General features: G+C 43.2%; 13 protein-coding genes. 9 read left to right on the top strand and 4 right to left on the bottom strand.

The window, feature by feature from the left end:
- The first annotated feature begins 113 nt into the window (after positions 1-113).
- The 5 genes from ACFOSV_RS03795 (at position 114) to ACFOSV_RS03775 (ending at position 5,783) form a co-directional block, all read left to right on the top strand.
- Positions 114-3,008: a triple tyrosine motif-containing protein gene (locus tag ACFOSV_RS03795; protein ID WP_377903564.1), complete on the top strand. Its 2,895-nt coding sequence runs from the start codon at positions 114-116 to the stop codon at positions 3,006-3,008.
- Between the two features lie 86 nt (positions 3,009-3,094).
- On the top strand, positions 3,095-3,547 hold the full coding sequence (locus ACFOSV_RS03790; protein ID WP_377903562.1) for a MarR family winged helix-turn-helix transcriptional regulator: 453 nt from the start codon (positions 3,095-3,097) through the stop codon (positions 3,545-3,547).
- 68 nt (positions 3,548-3,615) lie between these two features.
- A complete protein-coding gene (locus ACFOSV_RS03785; RefSeq protein ID WP_377903560.1) occupies positions 3,616-4,161 on the top strand; it encodes a YceI family protein in 546 nt (181 codons plus the stop codon).
- A 46-nt stretch (positions 4,162-4,207) separates the two neighbouring features.
- A complete protein-coding gene (locus tag ACFOSV_RS03780) occupies positions 4,208-5,158 on the top strand; it encodes a ring-cleaving dioxygenase (RefSeq protein WP_377905288.1) in 951 nt (316 codons plus the stop codon).
- The gene (locus ACFOSV_RS03775) at positions 5,151-5,783 is read left to right on the top strand and encodes an alpha/beta hydrolase (RefSeq protein WP_377903558.1); all 633 of its coding nucleotides are present in this window, start codon (positions 5,151-5,153) and stop codon (positions 5,781-5,783) included. The genes ACFOSV_RS03780 and ACFOSV_RS03775 overlap by 8 nt, the downstream gene beginning before the upstream one ends.
- Here the strand turns inward: ACFOSV_RS03775 and ACFOSV_RS03770 are convergent.
- Positions 5,780-8,815, bottom strand: a complete 3,036-nt coding sequence (locus ACFOSV_RS03770; RefSeq protein WP_377903556.1) for an AAA family ATPase — start codon at positions 8,813-8,815, stop codon at positions 5,780-5,782. The two genes, ACFOSV_RS03775 and ACFOSV_RS03770, sit on opposite strands and share 4 nt — an antisense overlap.
- Complete coding sequence (locus ACFOSV_RS03765; RefSeq protein WP_377903555.1) at positions 8,812-10,041, bottom strand: metallophosphoesterase family protein; 1,230 nt, start codon at positions 10,039-10,041, stop codon at positions 8,812-8,814. Before ACFOSV_RS03765 ends, ACFOSV_RS03770 begins: the two co-directional genes overlap by 4 nt.
- Here ACFOSV_RS03765 and ACFOSV_RS03760 point away from each other — a divergent pair.
- The 4 genes from ACFOSV_RS03760 to ACFOSV_RS03745 all read left to right on the top strand — a co-directional run bounded on the left by ACFOSV_RS03760 (position 10,024) and on the right by ACFOSV_RS03745 (position 18,083).
- Entirely contained in the window at positions 10,024-10,647 is a 624-nt protein-coding gene (locus ACFOSV_RS03760; RefSeq protein WP_377903554.1) for a septal ring lytic transglycosylase RlpA family protein, read from the top strand. The genes ACFOSV_RS03765 and ACFOSV_RS03760 overlap by 18 nt on opposite strands.
- A gap of 133 nt (positions 10,648-10,780) precedes the next feature.
- Entirely contained in the window at positions 10,781-11,851 is a 1,071-nt protein-coding gene (locus tag ACFOSV_RS03755; RefSeq protein ID WP_377903553.1) for an efflux RND transporter periplasmic adaptor subunit, read from the top strand.
- Between the two features lie 3 nt (positions 11,852-11,854).
- Positions 11,855-14,899 carry an efflux RND transporter permease subunit gene (locus ACFOSV_RS03750; RefSeq protein WP_377903552.1) on the top strand — a complete coding sequence of 1,015 codons (3,045 nt, stop codon included), beginning with the start codon at positions 11,855-11,857 and terminating at the stop codon, positions 14,897-14,899.
- Position 14,900: 1 nt separating this feature from the next.
- Positions 14,901-18,083 (top strand): efflux RND transporter permease subunit, encoded by a 3,183-nt coding sequence (locus ACFOSV_RS03745; RefSeq protein WP_377903550.1) that lies wholly within the window; start codon positions 14,901-14,903, stop codon positions 18,081-18,083.
- A gap of 36 nt (positions 18,084-18,119) precedes the next feature.
- Here ACFOSV_RS03745 and ACFOSV_RS03740 read toward each other — a convergent pair whose 3' ends face one another.
- Positions 18,120-18,815: a hypothetical protein gene (locus tag ACFOSV_RS03740; RefSeq protein WP_377903548.1), complete on the bottom strand. Its 696-nt coding sequence runs from the start codon at positions 18,813-18,815 to the stop codon at positions 18,120-18,122.
- A gap of 49 nt (positions 18,816-18,864) precedes the next feature.
- A complete protein-coding gene (locus ACFOSV_RS03735; RefSeq protein WP_377903546.1) occupies positions 18,865-20,214 on the bottom strand; it encodes a DUF5723 family protein in 1,350 nt (449 codons plus the stop codon).
- Positions 20,215-20,237 lie beyond the last annotated feature (23 nt).

The following is a 20,237-nucleotide window of genomic DNA, read 5'->3' as shown; positions in this document are numbered from 1 at the left end:
ATTCATCATTTTGCAAAAAAGATGTTAAAGGATTGATTTGAGGCTGTTTTTTGCTTCGGTGAAATTTCGCAATCTCATTTGTGACTTTCTCAATTTTAAAAAGCTTGATGAGAATGGGCGTTTGGAAAAAATTACTCGTTTGTGAACTGGTAATAGGTCTTTGGATTGCTTCTGTGCCTAATTCTATTATGGCTCAGGGTAAATTCCAAGGTCTCCCAATGGTCACTACATATAGCCCGGAAGAGTACAAAGCAGGAATTCAAAATTGGGATATAATTCAAGATAATACTGGACTCATATATGTGGCCAATAACCTAGGATTACTCAGTTTCGATGGTGCATCCTGGGAGCGATATGAAATTAATAATACCAAGGTTCGCTCCCTATATCAAGCGAGTGACGGGAAAATTTTTGTAGGTAGTCAGGGAGGGTTTGGATACCTCCATTCCGATGAGACGGGTGCTTTGGTGTATGTCTCTTTATCGGACAGCCTTTCTCAAGAACAACGAAACTTTGATGAAACCTGGAAGGTATTTCAAATTGAAGACAAGATTTACTTTTGCACATTTCAGGGGATCTTTAGCTACGATCAAAAGAGGGTCGAAGTCATATCATCATCAAATCGTCTGGATATATCCTTTAAAGTAAATAATCAACTCTACACCTTTGAGTATGACAAAGGGTTGGCACGAATCGAGAATAATCAGATAGCTCTGGTGAAGAATGGAGAATTTTTCAAGGATAAGCGTATCTCAAATATTTTGAATTTTGATCGTGAAAGATTACTGATTACCACTTTTGAGCACGGGGCGTTTTTGTATGATGGAGACATAGAGCCTTTTCAGTTTAATGGAGATTTCTGGGAGGATAATTTTTTGATCAATTATAGCATGAGGCTGCGCAACGGGAATATTGCCCTCGCTACACAAAACGCCGGGCTCTTCATCATTAATACTCAAGGTGAGCTTATTCTCCATCTGAACAAATCTTCTGGCTTACTCGATTTAACAGTCAATTATGTCTTTGAAGATAAATTTCAAGGGCTTTGGGTGGCAATGAATTACGGTATAGCAAGGATTGACCTCAATTCTCCTTTTACCTTTTTGGATGATCGGATGGGTATCGCTGGAGCAGGGTACACCGCACTGAAAAAGGGCAATAAAATTTACCTTGGGACCAACATTGGCTTATACATTTCAGAAAATGGTCAAATGCGCTTTGTGGAGGGATCAGAAGGTCAAGTTTACACGGTGCAGGAATTAAACAATGCCATCTTGATCGGTCATCAAAATGGGACCTTTGTTTTGAAAAATGATCGTGTCATTCAAGTGCACGATGAACCTGGCACATGGATATTCAAGAGCCTGCCGGATCATCCCAATCTAATCCTACAGGGAAATTACTCCGGGCTATCCATCCTCGAGGTACAAAATGATGAATTTAGATTTCGCAACAAGTTGGAGGGATTTGATGAGTCTTCTAGACTTATTGAGGTTGATGAAGACTTCATTTGGGTCGCTCATGGGTATAAGGGCGTTTTTAAGGTGGAGGTGAGCAAAGACTTGACTCGAGTAACCAGTAGCAAACTCTACAATAGTCAAAATGGATTTCCAAGGGATGTTCTGATCAACGTCTTTAAAATCGCCAATCGACTGGTGTTCTCGGCGGATACTGGTTTTTTTGAATACAATGAGTTCACCGATTCATTCGATCCAGCGGATACTTATCGTGATGTATTGGGAGATGATGTGATCATGGTGGACATGGAGGGAGATGCCTTGGGCAACGTTTATTTCATCGAGCGAGAGAAACTTGGTGTGCTGAAGCCTACATCGTCAAATGAGTTTGAATTGCATTATAGTACTTTCAATAAAATCAAAAGTGCCTGGAATGATGACCTCGCAAATGTGATGGTTTTGGATAATCAAAACATCTTGTTTGGAGGTAAGCAAGGGTTTATTCATTATTCTCCTGGAGATGATTTACCACGTGGGATCACTCCCTCAGTATATTTTACCAAAATCTCAAATCGGGGAGAAAGAGACACCGTCTTATATCGGGGTCATGATACCGATTCAGAGCTTATGTCCAAATTGAAAGGCATGAGTTTTCCTTATGATCAAAACTCCTTCGAGTTTGAATTTGTATCTCCTCATCTTGAGAGCGACCAAGAATTGACTTATCAATATAAGCTCAATAAAATTCAAGAGGATTGGTCTGAATGGGGATATGAGAATCGGCGAGAATTCACCAATCTTCGGGAAGGTGACTATCAGCTTATGGTTCGAGCAAAAAATATTTTTGATGAAGTCAGTGATCCAGTAGTTTTTTCATTTGCGGTACGCCCTCCATTTTATCGTAGTTTTGTTGCCTACGTCTTTTATTTTTTGGGCACGGTCATTCTCTTTTTTCTCGCATTTAGGCTAGTTGACAAAAAATATAAACAAAAGACGATCAAACTTGAAGAGGAGCAGGGTATTGCGCTAGAAAAAAAGGAAAAAGAAATTAAGTCCATTACCCAACGGACGGAAGAAGAAATCATAAAGCTTAAAAACGAAAAATTGCAATCTGAGGTGCAGCATAAAAATCAAGAGCTTGCGTCCTCTGCCATGCATTTGATTCAGAAGAATCAATTGCTTACGAATATCAAAGGAACCCTTAAGAATATTGCTAAAGATGAGAAGGGTAAGCAACTGAATTCTCAGCTTTCTCGACTGATCAAAACTATAGATAAGGATCTGGAAGGTGGAAGCGAATGGGAGCAGTTTTCAGATAATTTCGATCAGGTTCATGGTAAATTCATTATGAGACTGAAAGAAAAGTATCCGAACCTTACCCCTCAGGAAATTAAGTTTTCGGCCTACATCCGGATGAACCTCAATACCAAAGAAATTGCCAATTTATTGGGTATATCTGTACGCGGCGTAGAAATAGGCCGATATCGAGTGAGAAAAAAGCTTGGACTAGAGCGAAAAGACAATCTCAGTGACTTTCTCCTGAGATTCTGATTTCAAACTTTTTTGAAAAAAAATCAACCTTATTTAAACCTTTTCATTACATTAGATGTATATACATTAAATACATTTGAAATTAAATGGTAAAGATAGAAGAGGCTATACAGCAAAGACAGTTTAAGGATCCTTACAATAAATTGATGGTGAACTTGCTCTACACGCATAGCCATCTAGTGTCTGCTCAGAGCCAGCTCTTTAAGCCATACGGGATTTCACCTGAGCAATACAATGTGCTCCGTATTTTAAAAGGTCAGAATGGTCAGCCAACCACAGTTTCTTCCATTCAGGATCGTATGCTCAATCGAATGTCCAATGCTTCTAGATTAGTGGAAAAACTAAAACTGAAAGGTTTTTTGAAACGAGAGGAGTGTCCTACAGATCGGCGACAAGTGGACATTGTGATCACCGAAGAAGGGCTAAATCTTTTGGCAGAACTTCAGATTAAGGTGGATGGATTTAATAAGGAATCTATTCATCTGGATTTAGAAGAAGTTCATCAACTCAGCGAATTACTGGATAAACTAAGGGGGTAAAAAAATTTATTCCTTTATATGTATATACAACTAATGTTAAAACAATTTTAAACCAAACCAATAAAAAAATGACTACAACTAAATGGACTATCGATCAGACTCACTCTGAAGTTTCTTTCAAAGTGAAGCACCTTGTCATCTCAACTGTGACCGGCTACTTCAAAAAATTCGAAGGCACAGCAGAATCTACTTCAGACGATTTTGCAGGAGCGAAAGTAAGTTTCTCCGCGGATATCGACAGCATCGATACCAACCAAGCAGACAGAGACGGACACTTGAAATCTGCTGATTTCTTTGACGCCGCTAACTTTCCACAGCTTACGTTTGAAGGGACTATTCAAAACCAAGGAGGGGAGTATAAGCTTGTAGGTGACATCACCTTGAGAGGTACGACCAAGCCATTGACATTAGATGTGGACTTCGGTGGTGTGGCAGGTGATCCTTATGGACAGACCAAAGCTGGATTTGAGATTGAAGGTAAGCTTAATAGAAAAGACTTTGGACTTTCTTGGTCTGCAGTGACTGAGGCAGGCAATGTCGTAGTGAGCGATCAAGTAAGATTGCTTTTGAGCGTACAGCTCGTTAAGCAAGTTGCAGAAAGCGTAGAAGCTTAATTTTTAGGGCTGCCTTTGGGCAGCCCTTTTAATCTAAATCAACTCCATTATGGCACTGATCAAAGGCATTCATCATATCACAGCAATTGCTGGGAATCCTCAAGCAAATATTAATTTCTATTCTGGGATTTTGGGATTGAGACTCGTAAAAAAGACGATCAATTTCGATGCGCCAGATGTTTACCACTTCTATTTCGGGGATGAGTTAGGTGCTCCGGGTACCGTTTTCACCACCTTCCCATTTACCGGAGCGAGGAAGGGAAGCAAAGGAACCGGAGAGTTGACATACACCGCATTTTCAGTCGGCATTGATTCCCTAGATTATTGGGAAGAAAGGCTTAGAAAATATGGAGTGGTGATTTCGGATCGCTTGACACGATTTGGGAATAAGCTGATCCGATTTGAAGATCATGATGGAATGGGTATCGAGTTAGTAGCCAATGATCAAGATGATCGGAAAGGCTGGACCTATGGACATATTCCGGCTGAGCACTCCATCCTAGGATTCTTCGGAGCCACTTTATACCTCACTACCAAGGATCAGACAGCAGAGTTGATGACCGAGCATATGGATTATCAATTTATTGGTGAAGAGAATGGTAGATTCCGTTACGGAACAGCAGGAAAGCCAGGAGATATCGTGGATATTATTGTGAATCCAGATGGACACCGAGGGCAGCAGAGCGCAGGAACTGTGCACCATATAGCTTTTCGAACAGAAAACGCAACTACTCAGTTACAAATACAGCAACTGCTTTGGGATAATGGCTATCAGACCACTGAGGTCAAGGATAGAAACTATTTTACTTCCATTTATTTCAGATCTCCAGGCGGAGTTTTGTTTGAAATAGCGACGGATGAACCAGGCTTTGCTATTGACGAGGAAGAAGCGCACCTAGGAGAATTGCTTAAACTTCCTGAATGGGCAGAACCAAGCAGAGCGAGAATTGAGGCTCAATTACAAAAAGTAACCCTAAATCTAGAGCAATATGATTAATGTATTTAATGAGGGAGCTTCCTTCGAAGAAGCTAACAAAGTAGCGATCATGATTCATGGCAGAGGAGGAACGGTTTCCAGTATTTTGTCATTAAGGGACTATTTGAATTTGGATGGTTTTGCTTTGATTTTGCCGCAGGCCAATGACAACACTTGGTACCCTTTCAGTTTTATGTCCCCGGATCATACGAATCAACCAGCTCTTTCTGAGGCTATTTTGGAGCTAGAAGAAATTGTCAAAGATTTATATTCGAAGGGCTTCAAGAGTGAGCAGTTGTACTTCATCGGGTTTTCGCAAGGGGCCTGTCTAGCGCTAGAGTTTGCAGCCCGAAATGCAAAGAAATATGGCGGGGTGATAGCCTTCACGGGGGGGCTGATTGGTGAAAACCTCGACTCATCGAAATATGCCGGAGATTTTGCCCAGACACCGATTTTTATCGGAAGTAGTGAGGCAGATGTCCATGTTCCATTGAGTCGGATCAATGAATCAGTGGCCTTGCTTGAAGAACACGGCGCCAAAGTGACTAAGTTGATTTTTGCTGACCGGCAACATACCATCCGGCACGAGGAGGTAGATTGGGTCAATGAAAATATCCTTGCCAAAAGCCAGACAGCTATATTTTAAGCGAAAGAATACGATATCTGAGAGCCATTCTCAGGGTCTAATTCTACTTTTGCATAGACACCGATTTCTTGCTGAAGGTCCTCGACATGACTGATGATGCCAACGATTCGATTTTCGAATTGAAGTGATTTAAGTGTGTCAAAGACCACCCCTAGACTAGATTTATCCAAGGCTCCAAAGCCTTCATCCATAAAAAAGAAGCTCTGATCCGCTTGGTTCAGGGCTTTTATTTTTTCAGCTAAAGCCAAAGCCAGACATAGCGAAGCCTGAAAAGTCTGCCCACCGGAAAGTGTTTTCAGTAAGCGTCGTTTTCCACCATTCAAATAGTCCACCACCCAAAACGTATTGTTGTCGTCTATATCCAAACTGAGCTGATTTTTGGTCAGTTTCATAAAGCGAATATTGGCTGTATTGCATAGCTCACGCAAATAGATGGAGCTGACGAATTTCACAAAGCCACCACCCCTAAAGAGTACATCCAGTTCCTTGAGATTACTCTGGCGATGGGTTGCCTTTTCTAGCTGTTGAAGCAATTCCGTTTTCTGCTGGAGGTCTACTTCCAAGGTTTTGATTTCCTGAATCAAAAGTGTCAATTCAGACTTGCTGGCTTCGAGTTGCTCCGCTTCCGCCAATATTTCGGTTTTGAGCTCATTGAATTTATCCTCCTGGAAGTCTCCCAAGGCTTGATCTTGACTCAGTTCGTCTACCTTGTTCTTCAGAACATTTAGGCGATCCTCGTACCGTCGAATCTCTTGAGCTACTTTTTCCTCGTCCAGAGATTCTTCAAAGAGCACTTTCAATTCTCCATCATCGGTAAATCCATGGCTGGCTTTTTCCGATTCAAATTTCACCAATAAGTTATTTCTTTCTTCTTGATCCCTTTGCAAAGCTTCCTCATACATTTTGAGGCTGGTGGCGTTTTGGGATTGCATCAATTTCCGGTCATGGAGATGCTTTACCGCGCCATCTAGCTTTTGTTCAGTGCTGAGAATGCTTTTTTGTACCGCCTCAATGGTTTCATGGATAGAGCTCAATTCCTGACTGAAGAAATCCTTGGTGAATTCAATGTCCCAGATCTCATTGCGCTTAGTCTCTATGGCGGATTGGATCTGGTCAAATTCCTTTCTGGTAGATTGAAAGGCGATCTCAAGTTTTTCGACGGAGGCCTGAGAATCTTCTAGTTGACTTCGAAGTTCAAGAATTGCTTGGGCTCTTTTCTCTTGCGTATTAACTTCATTTTCCTTGATTTCAATCTCATGTTTCAGCTGCTCCAGATTCTCAAACCCAGCCCTTGTAATTTCATTACTAATTCGTACCTGCTCCTTTTTTGTCTCCTGAAGGCTGTTGGTTTTGTTCTGCTTTTCCTTAGTGATTTGCTCGAGTTGAAAGTTGACTTGATCGTTGGTCTTCTGATCTGCCCTAATCTGGGCGATTAAATTTTTGCTTTCCTGGATTTGATTCTCGATCTCGCTGAGTGCAGCGAAGCCATCCTTTTCTGAAGCAGGATGTGGATGCTCTTCAGATCCACAAAGCGGGCAGGGACTCCCATCATGCAGGTGCTGCACATAGGCGGCAATCCCCAGCTGATCCTTGAGTACTTGATATTGCTTTTCGCGACTTTCGAGCAGATTCTGCTCTTGCTTTTCCCAAGCCGTCAGGTTTTGAATCCCATCTGGAAGACAGTTGCTCAATTCTGTTATCTCATCCGCCAGTTGCTTTCGGGTTGCCTCGAGTGATTGGTTTTCCTGGCTTAGCTTTTCCAGTTGATCTTGATTTTGAGAGGCCTCTCGGATCCACGATTTCCAATTTGCTAGCGTGGAGGCATTAGGAAGATTGCTTGCAGTTTGGGTTTGCTCGAGTTCTTTGATTTTCGATTGAAGCTTCTTTTGACTCTTCTTTTGCTGCTCAATGCTAGGGGCAATTTCGTCTACTTTTAGTCGGGACTGCGTCAGTTTTTGCTCTAGACTTTTGATATCTAGTACTTGCTTCAGATCTCTAATTTTAGATTCACGAATAGGCCGCTCTAGGTTTCGCTTTTTGAGCTGATCTACCTCCTTTTCTAGAATTTCTATTTCGCTTTTATAGTCTTCAACCCAGTCTTTGCATTTTTTTACGGACACTTGATTTTTTTCTATTTCAATGGCAAGAGCCTTAAGCCGATCCCAAGTGGGTTTTAATTTGTTTTTTGCCGTTAGGTATCGAGAATGGTGGGATTTTTTCGCATCCATTTCAGCTTGCCGAAGCATCAAATTGTTTAGCTCCTCCTTTACTCGATCCCACTCCAGTCTTTTCTCCCGTATTTTTTCCTGAGTGCGCAACCTCTCCTGTTTTGCTTCAAATGCTTCGTTTTGTTGTTTAAGAGTTTGTTGTGCCTGAGATTTTCTTTCTCTTTTTTCACCCAAAGCGGACTTGCTCACCGATTCTAAAGTTTCTAATTTGGTGCTTAGCCGGATGACTTCCTCTTTAACCGCGCCAATCAGCGTACCCGTCTGCTGGGAAAGATCAAAGCGCTGCAGACCAAAAAGCTCTTTCATCATATCGGCTTGGTCTCGTGGCTTGAGGTCGATGAATTCACGAAATTTCCCTTGCGGAATGATGACGGTCTGCTTGAAGTGCTCTTTTTTCATTCCAATGATCTGCTCCGCATTTCGTTCAAGCGCCTGCCATTCTCCATCTACCTTTTCGTACAAGGTATGCTCCCCAGTTTCGATTTTCTCCCAGTTTTTCTTATTTCGTTTAGCAGAATATCTAGCTAAAAAAGTCTGATTATTACTTTTCCCAGCTTTGAACTCAAAATTCACCAAAAGCAGATTGCTCTGTAAGTTCATCATGCTACTTCGCTCTCCGCTCACGCTGAGCCGCTCGGTACTCCCATAGAGTGCGAGCAGAATCGCTTCGAGTATGGAGGACTTTCCACTGCCCACCGCACCAAATATCCCAAAGAGCCCAGCCGCAGTGAGTTGCTCAAAATCTACGACTTGCTTTTCCTGATAGGAATAAAGACCCTGTATTTCTAGTTTTTTTGGGATCATGAGTGGTGTTGGCTTGCGATTACTTCTTGAAAAATACCCATCAATTCCTCATTTGGGGGAGTGCCTTTTTGGCTTTCGTAATATTTCCCAAATAGCGCATTGATATCTTGGGACAGATCTTCCACACGCATTGCTTCCGTATTCGTTTTGCGATTGCTTTTCAATTCAGGGATCAAACTGACGATCCCATCATGGGCCGACATGATGGCTTTGCGGGTAGAAGCCTCTATGGATTTGTCCACCACAAAGGTGAGCTCCACAAAGCAGTAAGGGTTTTCGTTGAGCCAATCCAAAGTTTCGGAAAGCGTCTCAAAACGCTTGCGGAAGAGTGGGCGCCCGGCTTTTAGTGTGATATCTTTATAGTCCACGGACTGGCCGGGAGTTGCGTTTATAAGGACAACCTTTTTCTCTTGATCTGCTTCCGAAAATGAATAGGCCAGCGGAGAGCTGGAATAAACCACCGGAGCCATTTCTTGATCCACAGCATGAAAGCGATGCAGATGACCTAAGGCAGCATACTGAATCTGACTCGGAATATTTTCTGTGTACAGGGCCTGAGTCCCGCCCACATGAAGAATGGGACGTTCTGACTCGGGTTCACTCTCTGGTTTTGAGCCTTTTTTGGTAAAGAAAAAGTGACCCACAAACAAATTCACTCCGTGATCGTCGCAGTATTGGTCCGCGGTCTGCTGCCATTTAGCCTCCATCAATTTACGGAATTCATATTCTCGATCTCCCTCCCCCAGATGGGTCCGCAAGGAAACTTCATTGGCATAGGGTGCCAAAATGATGCGGATGGGAAAATCAAACTTTGGTATTCTGAGCTCCATAAATCCAGAGTCTGAAGCACTTATTTCTACACCTGAGTCTAGTTTTTTGAGAGGAATGAGGGTGTCGTATTTTCCATAAAAAAAGATCCCCATCTCTCGTGCAAGTGGGTCTGGAGCTTCTACGAATTGGGTGCTATCATGATTGCCAGAAATGGCAATAATCGGTCGAGCCCCATTTTTAGAAAGCTTTCGAAGGGTTTTGTAAAGCAACTCCACAGCCTCATGGCTGGGATTGAAGGTGTCAAATATATCTCCTGCGAGTAGTACTAGATCCACTTCCTGCTGATCAGCGATGGAAGAAATTTCCTCAAGTACGAGCTTTTGCTCCTCGACGCGAGAATATTCCTGAAGCTTTTTGCCGAGGTGCCAATCAGCGGTATGAAGGATTTTAAGCATAAGTCTAAAAAAGAATTTCAACTAAGATACCGGCTAGCGAAGCATCCTGCAACAGAAAAAAGACTTCCGTCAGGAATTGGCACTTTTGTAGAAAAGCGGAATCCGTCAGTATATTTCGCCATGAGAGTAGCTTTTCTTTTTATTTTTTGGGTTCTATTAGTCTTTGAGGGGCTGGCTCAGCAGGCTGATTCGGTTTTGGTACAAACTGGAACGGCTAGTTTTTATGGGCGACGATTTGACGGAAAGATGACTGCCAATGGTGAGATATTTTCTATGGATTCGCTGACTGCAGCACATAAGTATTTGCCTTTTGATACATGGGTGAAGGTGACCCGAGTGGACACTCGGGATACGGTCTGGGTGCGGATCAATGACCGGCTTCCTCGCACCTCCAGACGCATCATTGATCTCTCTAGAGCAGCTGCGCGCCAATTGAAAATGATTGATAAGGGTTTGGCTCGGGTGAATTTAGAGCTACGGAGTACTATGGAGATGAATGAACTATACGAATTTTTTGAAGGCGAGGCTCCTGGTACGATCCGGGTGCGGTATTTTGAAGAGGGGATTCGGTTTGAAAAGACTCCTATGGTATTCGATTGGGAATAGCTCTCTGGTTTTTTTCATAAACCAATTCAATAAAGCATTCACGACCTATCCTTCAGCTTTTAACATCATTTTGGGACTTCGATTTTGTTTTCAAAGGTTTTGTTAGTTTATTCCCTATCTAAACTACGCCAACATGAAAAAAAGCATCTGGATCACCTCCATCCTGCTTTTTGGCCTTTTCCAATCCTGCGAAGAAAAAGCCGAAAAAGTCGAAGAAGCACCCACTGAATCCTTCCGAAATGAAGTCGCTGCCACAGAAGTAAGAGTCGCCTCTGCTGAGCGAAAAAGCTTTGACTATCTAATCAATGCCACCGGTAAACTTGAGGCAGCCTCCGAAGTCATGGCAGTGATAGAGCAGGCTGGCTATTTACTTGATTTGCCTATCCGAGAAGGACAGACAGTGACCAAAGGTCAGGTGATTGCAAAGCTTGACGATACGGAAGCCAAACTACGATTAGAAAAGGCAAATATTGCCCTGCGCAACGCACTGGCAGAATATGAATCCATGAAGCTAGGTTTTGGGTCTGTTTTCGACTCCAATGATGAGGAGCGCAAAGCCATTATCGACGAACAGCTAAAAGCCAAAAGCGGCGTGTTTTTATCCGAATTGGAAGTTCGTGAAGCGGAGCTCGCCCTGACACGATGTGAGGTCAAAGCACCCATTTCTGGGAAAATTGCCGATTTGAAATTTAGAGAAGGCAGTTTGGTAAGTGCCAGTTCGGAGCTGTGTGAAATTTTGGGAAATAATGGATTGGTGCTGCGAGTGAAAGTGCTGGAGTCTGACATTGCACTGATCAGCGAAAACCAACAGGCAGATATCTATCCAGTGACCAATACACAAAATGCCATGAAAGGAAGAGTCATCGGTATTAATCCTAGAGTCGATGAGAATGGCTTGGTTCAGGTTTCTATTGCTTTGGCCTCAGCCAATACCCTACTACCTGGCATGAATGCCAGAGCGATCATCCGAGCGCCTCAGTCCAACAGCCTAGTGGTACCCAAAGATGCCGTGGTCTATAGATCAGGAAGGGCTGTGGTATTTACCATAGAAAACAAGGAGTCTAAATGGAACTACGTGGAGGTAGGTAAGGATAATGGCGAGGAAGTTGAAATCCTTGAAGGAATAGAAGCAGGAAGTACCGTCATCACCACGAATAATCTTCAGCTCGCACATCAGGCACCTGTACAAATCGTAGAAGACTAAGCCATGGTAAGATTTTTACTGGCCCGACCCATTGCGGTCTTCATGAGTTTTTTGGCCTTGTTGGTCTTTGCTTTCATCGTTCTTCGTACGCTGCCCATTTCTTTGCTGCCGCCGATCGATGTGCCACAGATTGTGGTGAAGGTGAATTATGCCAATGCATCTCCTGAGGCTATCGAGCAAAATGTGCTCAGTCCCATCCGGGAAGGGCTGATCACCCTGAATGGTTTGGAGGAAATGGACTCAAAAGCAGGCTCTGAAGTGGGAACCATTAGGCTGACTTTCGATTATTCCACCCAGATGGAGTTAGCTTACATCGATGTGAACGAAAAAATCGATCGACTCAGCAATTCACTTCCGGAGGAGCTCCCAAGACCAGAGGTCATCCGAATCAATACATCCGATATCCCCGTGGCTCGGGTCCAAGTTGTACCTAAAGAAAATGTGGATGGGGTGGAGGTAAGTTTGCTTGCCGAAAATGTTCTCAAAAAACGTATCGAGCAGCTTCCCGGAGTATCACTAGTAGATATCAATGGGAAAAAGGAGCGTATTATCACTGTGGAGCCGAATGAGGAGGCTTTGGCCGCACTCGGTATGACTCAGCAGCAAGTAGTCTCAGCCATACAGTCCGGCAATTCTGAACTCCCAGGCATCTCAGTGAAAGACGGTCAATTCAGATACTATCTGCGTCTAGCTACACGGGTGAATTCGCCTAGAGATATTGAAACCCTCCCAGTGGCATCACCTTCTGGAGCCATTATTCCATTGGGACGTCTAGCCAATGTGAGCTATGAAGCAGAGGAAATGCTGGGTTATCACCTTTTTGGGACAGAAGAGGCTCTGGTGATCACGGTACACAAGCAGGCGAGCGCCAAAATGAACGAGTTGATTCCTGCGCTGAAGGAGGCACTAGAGCTCTTTAAGGATGACTATCCGCAGGTGGAGTTTGAGCTGACACAAGATCAGTCGAATCTGCTGAATGCGGCCATTTCCAATCTGAGCACTTCTCTTCTTTTTGGAGGAATTTTCGCATTTGCAGTGCTTTTCGTCTTTATGAAGGACTTTCGCATTCCAATTATTATTGGAGTGAGTTTACCTTCTTCTTTATTGATCAGCTTTTTGATTTTCTACTTTTTTGATCTCTCGATCAATATTATTTCACTCTCGGGATTGGCCCTAGGTATAGGGATGCTGATTGATAATGCCATTATCGTTTTGGACAATATCACTCGAAAGCGTGAGAATGGACTTTCGCTCTTTGAGGCCTGCGTAGCTGGAGTCAATGAGGTGATGGGAGCCTTGATCAGTTCTGTACTTACCACCTTGGCTGTTTTTGTGCCACTGGTCTTCCTGAGTGGAATTTCCGGAGCCTTGTTTTTTGATCAGGCAGTTGCCGTGGCAGCGATTCTGTCAGTGTCTCTTGCTGTGGCATTTATTCTTTTGCCTATGTTATACTTTCTCTTTTTCTCCCGAAGTAAAAAGAAGGAGGATCAAGGAGAAAGCCGCTTTTTCTCTGGGGTTTTGCGCCTGTATGATGCCATCTATGCTCGAATTATGGGATATAGAAAGGTGAGTTTTTTCGTTTTTGTGCTTTTGATTCCATTGGGACTCCTGATCAGTCAAGTCCTCAAAACTGAAGGGCTTCCCGAGATCGAAAAGCTGGATGCCACACTGGAGATAGACTGGAGCGAACCAATCTCTGCAGAAGAAAACCGTACCCGGGTCTTGCGATTGATGGAAAGCTTGGAGGGAGCGTACACTCAGGCAGAAGCAGATGTCGGGGTACGGCAGTTTTTGCTTTTTGGAGGGGAAAATTCCATTCAGCAATCCTTGCTCTATTTCCTTTTTCCGACGACCGAAGAAAAAGAAGCGGCCTTGACTCAGTTGAATTCCTTTTTGAAGGAAAACTATCCTGCTGCTGTCTTTGCTTTGGGCGACGCCCCAAATGCCTTTGACCAACTTTTCAATTCCTCGTTTCCTTATTACGAGGTACGCTGGAAGGATCTCGAATCCAAAGAACCCGTATCAGAAGATCGAATGGGGCCGTGGCTCAGTCAGCTTCCCACAAACAATTGGGAGGGAGGACCGGGCTTGCAAAAGGAAGCTTCAGTCATTTTCACCCTTCGTGCCGATCGACTCGCCACCTATCAAATCCCTGTTCAGACGATTCAGGATATGATTTCGAGGCTTTTCGGAACCTTTACGATTACCGATATTCGTCGATTTGGGGAAATCACGCCTATCCGGATGAAGGAGTCTCAGGCTCGATTTGAGGATTTGCTTCGTAATACTCGAGTATATGCCTCGGATTCGAGCAGCTATATTTTGGGAGAGTTTGTGGACTACGAATATGAGGATCACTTCAAGTTCGTGACTGCGGACAAGGGAGGAATTTATCAGTCCATTCTTGTGACTGAAGAAAATCCTCAGGAAATGGAAAGCGACTTTGTTCGCTGGGGCCAAGACAAAAACCTAGGAATCGATATCGTTGGCCAGTATTTTAAAGATCAGGAGAATATTCGTCAGCTGATTGGTATCCTATTGATCTCTGTGTTGCTCCTGTATTTTATTCTAGCCGCTCAATTTGAGAGCTTTATTCAGCCTTTGATCGTTGTGTTCACCTTGCCTTTGGGTATTGGTGGAGCATTCTTGGTGCTTTGGCTCGCTGGATCCTCGCTGAATGTGATGTCTGCTATAGGACTCGTGGTGATGCTAGGGATTATGGTGAATGATGCGATTTTGAAAATCGATACCATCAATAGATTGAGAAAGGAGTATGTGCAGGAGGATGATGTAAGTCCGCAGCAGGCACTAGAGGACGCCTTGCATCGAGCTGGACAGATCCGATTGAAGCCGATTTTAATGACTTCCATCACGACTATTTTGGCATTGATTCCCATTATTTTCAGTTCTGGTTTGGGCGCGGATTTGCAGCGACCCTTGGTGGAGGCAGTGATTGGTGGCTTGACCATCGGTACGCTGACTGCCTTGTATTTTGTCCCTTTGGCCTATTGGTTTTTTACCCCAAAGAAGAAATTAAACCAAGCCTAAGATGACGCCATTCAGGATATTGATCGTTTTTGTGCTTTTGTCCATTTGTGGATTTGCGGTGATTCCTTTGCTGTCGGTGGATCTAAATCCTCGTGAACGCGAGCCGATCTTGAATGTAACTTTTGGTATTCCCAGATCCTCGCCTGAGATCGTCGAGAAATTAGCCACCTCTCCACTAGAGGGGACTTTCAGCAGACTATCGGAGCTCAATAAAATCGAGTCGGTTTCCAATTATGATCGAGGGAGTATTACGCTTCATTTCGATAAAGAAGCGGACATGGAGCTGAAAAAGTTTGAAGTGGCCTCCATGGTGCGTCAGGTCTATCCCCAGCTGGATCAGCGAGTGAGTTATCCGCAAATCAGTCAGACTGGGTCTCAGCGTAATAGAGAAGCCAAAAGCCCGATTTTGACCTATTCGGTAAATGGGCCATTCGCTTCTTTTGAGATCAAAAAAATAACGGAAGATGTCCTTAAGCCAGCCATCACTCGATTTGAAGAAGTGGAGGAGGTCAATGTGAGAGGAGCAAATGACTTGCAGCTGTATATCACTTATGATATTCAAAAAATGCAGGCCTTCGGTGTGGATCGTGGCACGCTAAACAATGCGATCAATGAGGCCTTTGGGAGAAGTTATCCTGGGGCGGTTTTGAATAATGCGGGAGAGACACTATTCATCCAAGTCGATCGCTCGCTCAAGGATATGAGCCAGCTCGAAAATCTCCGAATCAGACAGCTCGATGGGATGGATGTTCGATTACGGGATCTGGCCACTTTGACCCTAGAGGAGGCGGAGCCATCTAGCTATTATCGAATTAATGGAAATAACTCTGTCACCCTGTCCATCTTCAATCGAGATGGTGTCAATAAGGTTTTGCTTGCGCAAAATTTAAAAGTAGCTCTAGAAAGTGCAAAAGGATCACTTCCGGCAGGCTTTGAAGTACGATTGGAAAATGATGACACCGAATTTCTAGAAAAAGAACTGGACAAAATCTACAAACGTTCGGGGCTTTCTATCCTGATTCTGATCGTTTTTATCTTTCTGATCAACCGAAATATTAAGTACTTGGCTATCCTTTTTCTAGGAATCATCGCCAATCTGAGCTTATGTGCGATCGTGCTCTATTTCCTCAAAGTGGATATTCATCTTTATTCCTTAGCGGGCTTGACCATCAGTTTTGGATTGATCGTGGATAATGCTATCATCATGATTGATCACCTGCACAAGCATAAAAATAGACGAGTATTTTTGGCTTTGCTGGCTGCTTCATTGACCACAATTGCAGCTTTGATGGTGGTATTTTTCCTTCCTGAAGATGATCGAAAGAATCTTACCGAATTCTCCATCGTGGTTTCGGTGATGCTCGGGATTAGCCTATTGATTGCACTTTTCTTCACTCCGGCATTTTATCAGGTGCTGTTTGGAGAGTCGGTAAAAAAGGCCAGAAGGCTCACTGTGCCTAAATTGAGAAGAAGGGTTCGCGCTTTGCACCGCTATGAGAAAACGGTGGCATGGACAGCAAAGTATAGGAAAACCTTTCTGGCATCCTTAGTACTTCTTTTTGGCCTACCGATATTTTGGTTGCCTGCAACTTGGGAAGATCACGAATGGTACAACAAAACCGTTGGAAACACTTTTTATCAAGAGGAGGTCAGACCCTATGTGGATAAGGCGCTAGGAGGATCTCTCCGGATGTTTGTACGAGGGGTATTTGAAAAAAGCTCCTATCGAGAGGCCGAGAAGACTCGTCTTTATGTCTATGCCAGATTGCCATTTGGGAATACGCTGGATCAAATGGATTTTATCATGCGGGAATTTGAGGAATACCTCAAAGGTGTGGATGGCATTGATCAATTCGTGACCTATGTGATGTCCGGCCAATCTGCACAGATCATCATCACCTTTACGGAAGCAGCCGAAAAGGGACCACTTCCGTACCAATTGAAAGGAAAACTGTCGGTAAAATCTACGGACTGGTCTGGTGCTCAATGGAATATTTATGGAGTGGGTCAAGGCTTCTATACGGGTTCAGGTGGAGAGGGAATCCCGCAATTTCGAGTGGAGATGCGTGGCTACAATTTTGACGAGCTAGAAAAGCAAACGGATATCCTTGCAGAAAAGCTCCTAAAGCATAAGCGAATCCAAGAAGTCAATACCAATGAACGGCTAAGCTATCAAGATCAGAAAACCGAGGAATATGTGCTTCGATTGGATCAAAATCAGATCGCCTTGGGCCAAACCAATCAGTATGAGGTAATCAATGCGCTATTGGACATGTCGAAGCCACAAGGTGCTTCTGGATATGTAGCATTGGATGATAAAAACTACGGATTGGTTATCCGAGAAACAGATTCGGAGGATTTTAGCAAGTTTGACTTGGAGAAAACCGGCCTAATTGGAGGTGAAAATAGGATTTACAAAGTGGCTGACTTTGGCACTTTGACCAAAGAAACTACCACCAATGCCCTTCACAAAGAAAACAGGCAATACATCCGAGTAGCAAGTTTTGAGTACATGGGATCCGCTAAATTTGGAAATGAATATCTTGATGAGGTCCTAGACGAGATGAAGGTCACCATGCCGATCGGCTACGAGGCCAAAAAGCAAACTTGGAGTTGGGATTTTGAAAAAGCCAAAAGGCAATACGGATTGATCGGATTATTGATCGTTGCAATTTTCTTGATTTGCTCTGTATTATTTGAAAACCTCAAACAGCCACTTTACATCATCTCTATTGTTCCCATCAGTTTTATAGGACTGTTTTTGATCTTTTCTCTTTTCGATTTTTACTTTGATCAGGGAGGATATGCGGCGTTTGTGATGCTCGGAGGTCTGGCTGTGAATGCTGGGATTTTCATCATCAATGATCTGAATAATCGATCTGGTGGGGTCTACAATCGTAATGTGCTTAAGTCCGTGGCGGGTAAGGCCATCCCAATCTTGCTTACGATTCTATCAACTTGTTTTGGTCTGATTCCTTTCTTGATCGAGGGCCAAAATGAGATATTCTGGTTTTCGCTAGCAATAGGCACCATAGGTGGGTTAGTATTTAGTATGGTGGGAGTGTTTTGGGTGTTACCGGTTTTGCTGTGGAGGAAGGAATTACTGCATATGGATGAGTCAGAGGCAGTAACCAAATTAGAAAAACCAAAAAGGCAAAAATTCACATTTTGGAAACGTAAATAAAACATTTACATACTGAAACTAATTCTGAATTTTCCTCTAATAAAAAATATCATACACCACAAAACCGACCGAAAAAGTCAAAAACTGTAACGGTCCTCGTTGGTAATTATACTCGAAAATCCCCTCATCTGGTAAATAGGTGACATCTCCCCGGGTCAAAAAGCGAATATCATTGCTGCTCTGGTAGGTGGTTTTGATTTCAAGCTTCATGTGATCATCCCAAAAAGCCATGGGAATTTGAATTCCAGCCCCCATTCGATAGGCTAGTGTCCATTCTGAATGGTCCGTACCTGCTTCAAAGGCTTCCTCATCAATACTTGCCCGGATTTTATATCGGGTGTAGAGATAATTACCGCCAAACTGCGCTTCCAGAAATGGCGTGTATTTGGAATTGACAAAGGGGAGATATCGCATCGTGAGCATGCCGGTCACGATATTATTGTTTCTGCGTAGGCGAAGTTCATCCGTGAACCCAGGGAAAAGATCGGTACGTTTCTCCAGCTTGCTCCCGTAAACTCCATAGCCAAAATCAACTCCAATTTGAATCGGAGTAGTCTGAAATTCATAGAGCATAAATCCAGAAATGCTTGGAAAAAATAGACCTCCGGCTTGATCTCGTAAATCGCCAACGCTAGTACTTCCATTCAAATGGCCTCCTGCTATAAAGAACTGAGCCGAGGAAGTTTGGAGAAGTCCGAATGTTAAGATCAAGGTAAAGAGTTTTTTCATCATAGGGAATAACTCTTTTACGAATTTCTAAGGCTGGAAAGTTGCCTAAAACTTAATTTTTCACTCTTTGTCCTTTGTTATAAATCGGGATTTGTAGTCCGAAATAAGCATCAGTACTTCGGGAGTTTTTTGAAAGGATATTGGTAAGGATCGAGCCTGATCCAATGATCACAGGGCCGAGTCGAACTCCCAGTCCCCAGGAAAGGCCCTCTTCATATTGCCGATAGCTCAGTGGAGAATAAACTGCCAACCATCCAGATTCAAATCTTGGTGTGATACTGATGTTATTGGTGATTTGGCTGACGGGGATTTCCTGGTGATCTCTTAAATTAATTGACGCATGGGCAGAAAGATAAAATTTATTCGTCACGGCAAAATCACCGAAAATCTGCAATGAAGTCGGCATAGCAAGGTTTTGATCACGAACGTTTGTGGCTCCATCGTAATTTTCCTCTAGAACTTCTTCAATGCTCCTGCCATCAAATTCGTCAAGAGATATTCTCGCATTCATATCATAGCTAGTCTCAGAGAAGCCCTTGTAACTAATTCCTCCAATATCCAATACAGAGACTCCACCTCTGAACACATATCCGTCTCCATAAGCGCGCTCTCGCTTATCTTTTATTTCTAGAATCACTCCTAAATCCATTCCAAAACCTGAATTGAATGTACCGAAATCAATCTCACCATTATCTACTCCATCAGTGTATCCATAATCCAATTGCCCTAAGGTTGTTAGGTTATTAGACGCTTCTCGATAAATCGCACCGAGTGTTGCACTTGAAGTGGTCACGCCTCCCGCTCCGAAAAGATACTTCAATGTGGCAGCACCTTTTAACTCTATGGATTCATTGTTCAAGAAAACCCTACCGTAGGTCCCGCCGATTTCACCCCAGAGATGAGTAATCCCATTTAAGTCCTGCATGAGTACTTCAAATTGACTAGTATTCTCTTCTTCATCGACTATAGCTTCAATAAATTCACCGCCAATATTATTCAGATTGAAAAAAGTTCGAAATCTAGTGCTAATGGCAATGCTATGCTTGGGACTTAAATTCATTTGGAATGAAGGTCCGAGAATATCGAGGTTGCCCACGAAATTATTATCAGGTTTTGCATTGATATCTGAGGTAGCTGAAAGCTCGTCAAGGGTAGTGATTTTGGAAATATCAGAGATGTTGACCCCGATATAATCATTCCCAAAATACGCGCTGGTGGTGAATAAATTAATCTCTGACTTGAGTCTTGGATTGATCACATTTGCTGGGTTTAGGGTAAGACCCCGAATTCCCGCTCTATTATCTATTTGAGCCCCGACCAACGTTTGGGCTGAAGATGTTTGAGCCAAGCCAAATAGGGTGATCGTAATCATCAAGGATAGATAATTTTTAAAAAGTTTCATAGTGTAAAGAGTTTAAATTGGTT

It is taken from the genome of Algoriphagus namhaensis, assembly GCF_042649705.1.
Classification (GTDB): Bacteria; Bacteroidota; Bacteroidia; order Cytophagales; family Cyclobacteriaceae; genus Algoriphagus; species Algoriphagus namhaensis.
Note: the sequence above shows the minus strand (reverse complement) of the source record. Positions and strands in the feature narration are given on the sequence as shown.

Coding starts and splice junctions, on each gene's coding strand:
- ACFOSV_RS03795 (WP_377903564.1), top strand. CDS start 114: ATGGGCGTTTGGAAAAAATTACTCGTTTGTGAACTGGTAATAGGTCTT.
- ACFOSV_RS03790 (WP_377903562.1), top strand. CDS start 3,095: ATGGTAAAGATAGAAGAGGCTATACAGCAAAGACAGTTTAAGGATCCT.
- ACFOSV_RS03785 (WP_377903560.1), top strand. CDS start 3,616: ATGACTACAACTAAATGGACTATCGATCAGACTCACTCTGAAGTTTCT.
- ACFOSV_RS03775 (WP_377903558.1), top strand. CDS start 5,151: ATGATTAATGTATTTAATGAGGGAGCTTCCTTCGAAGAAGCTAACAAA.
- ACFOSV_RS03770 (WP_377903556.1), bottom strand. CDS start 8,815: ATGATCCCAAAAAAACTAGAAATACAGGGTCTTTATTCCTATCAGGAA.
- ACFOSV_RS03760 (WP_377903554.1), top strand. CDS start 10,024: ATGAAGGATTTTAAGCATAAGTCTAAAAAAGAATTTCAACTAAGATAC.
- ACFOSV_RS03765 (WP_377903555.1), bottom strand. CDS start 10,041: ATGCTTAAAATCCTTCATACCGCTGATTGGCACCTCGGCAAAAAGCTT.
- ACFOSV_RS03755 (WP_377903553.1), top strand. CDS start 10,781: ATGAAAAAAAGCATCTGGATCACCTCCATCCTGCTTTTTGGCCTTTTC.
- ACFOSV_RS03750 (WP_377903552.1), top strand. CDS start 11,855: ATGGTAAGATTTTTACTGGCCCGACCCATTGCGGTCTTCATGAGTTTT.
- ACFOSV_RS03745 (WP_377903550.1), top strand. CDS start 14,901: ATGACGCCATTCAGGATATTGATCGTTTTTGTGCTTTTGTCCATTTGT.
- ACFOSV_RS03740 (WP_377903548.1), bottom strand. CDS start 18,815: ATGATGAAAAAACTCTTTACCTTGATCTTAACATTCGGACTTCTCCAA.
- ACFOSV_RS03735 (WP_377903546.1), bottom strand. CDS start 20,214: ATGAAACTTTTTAAAAATTATCTATCCTTGATGATTACGATCACCCTA.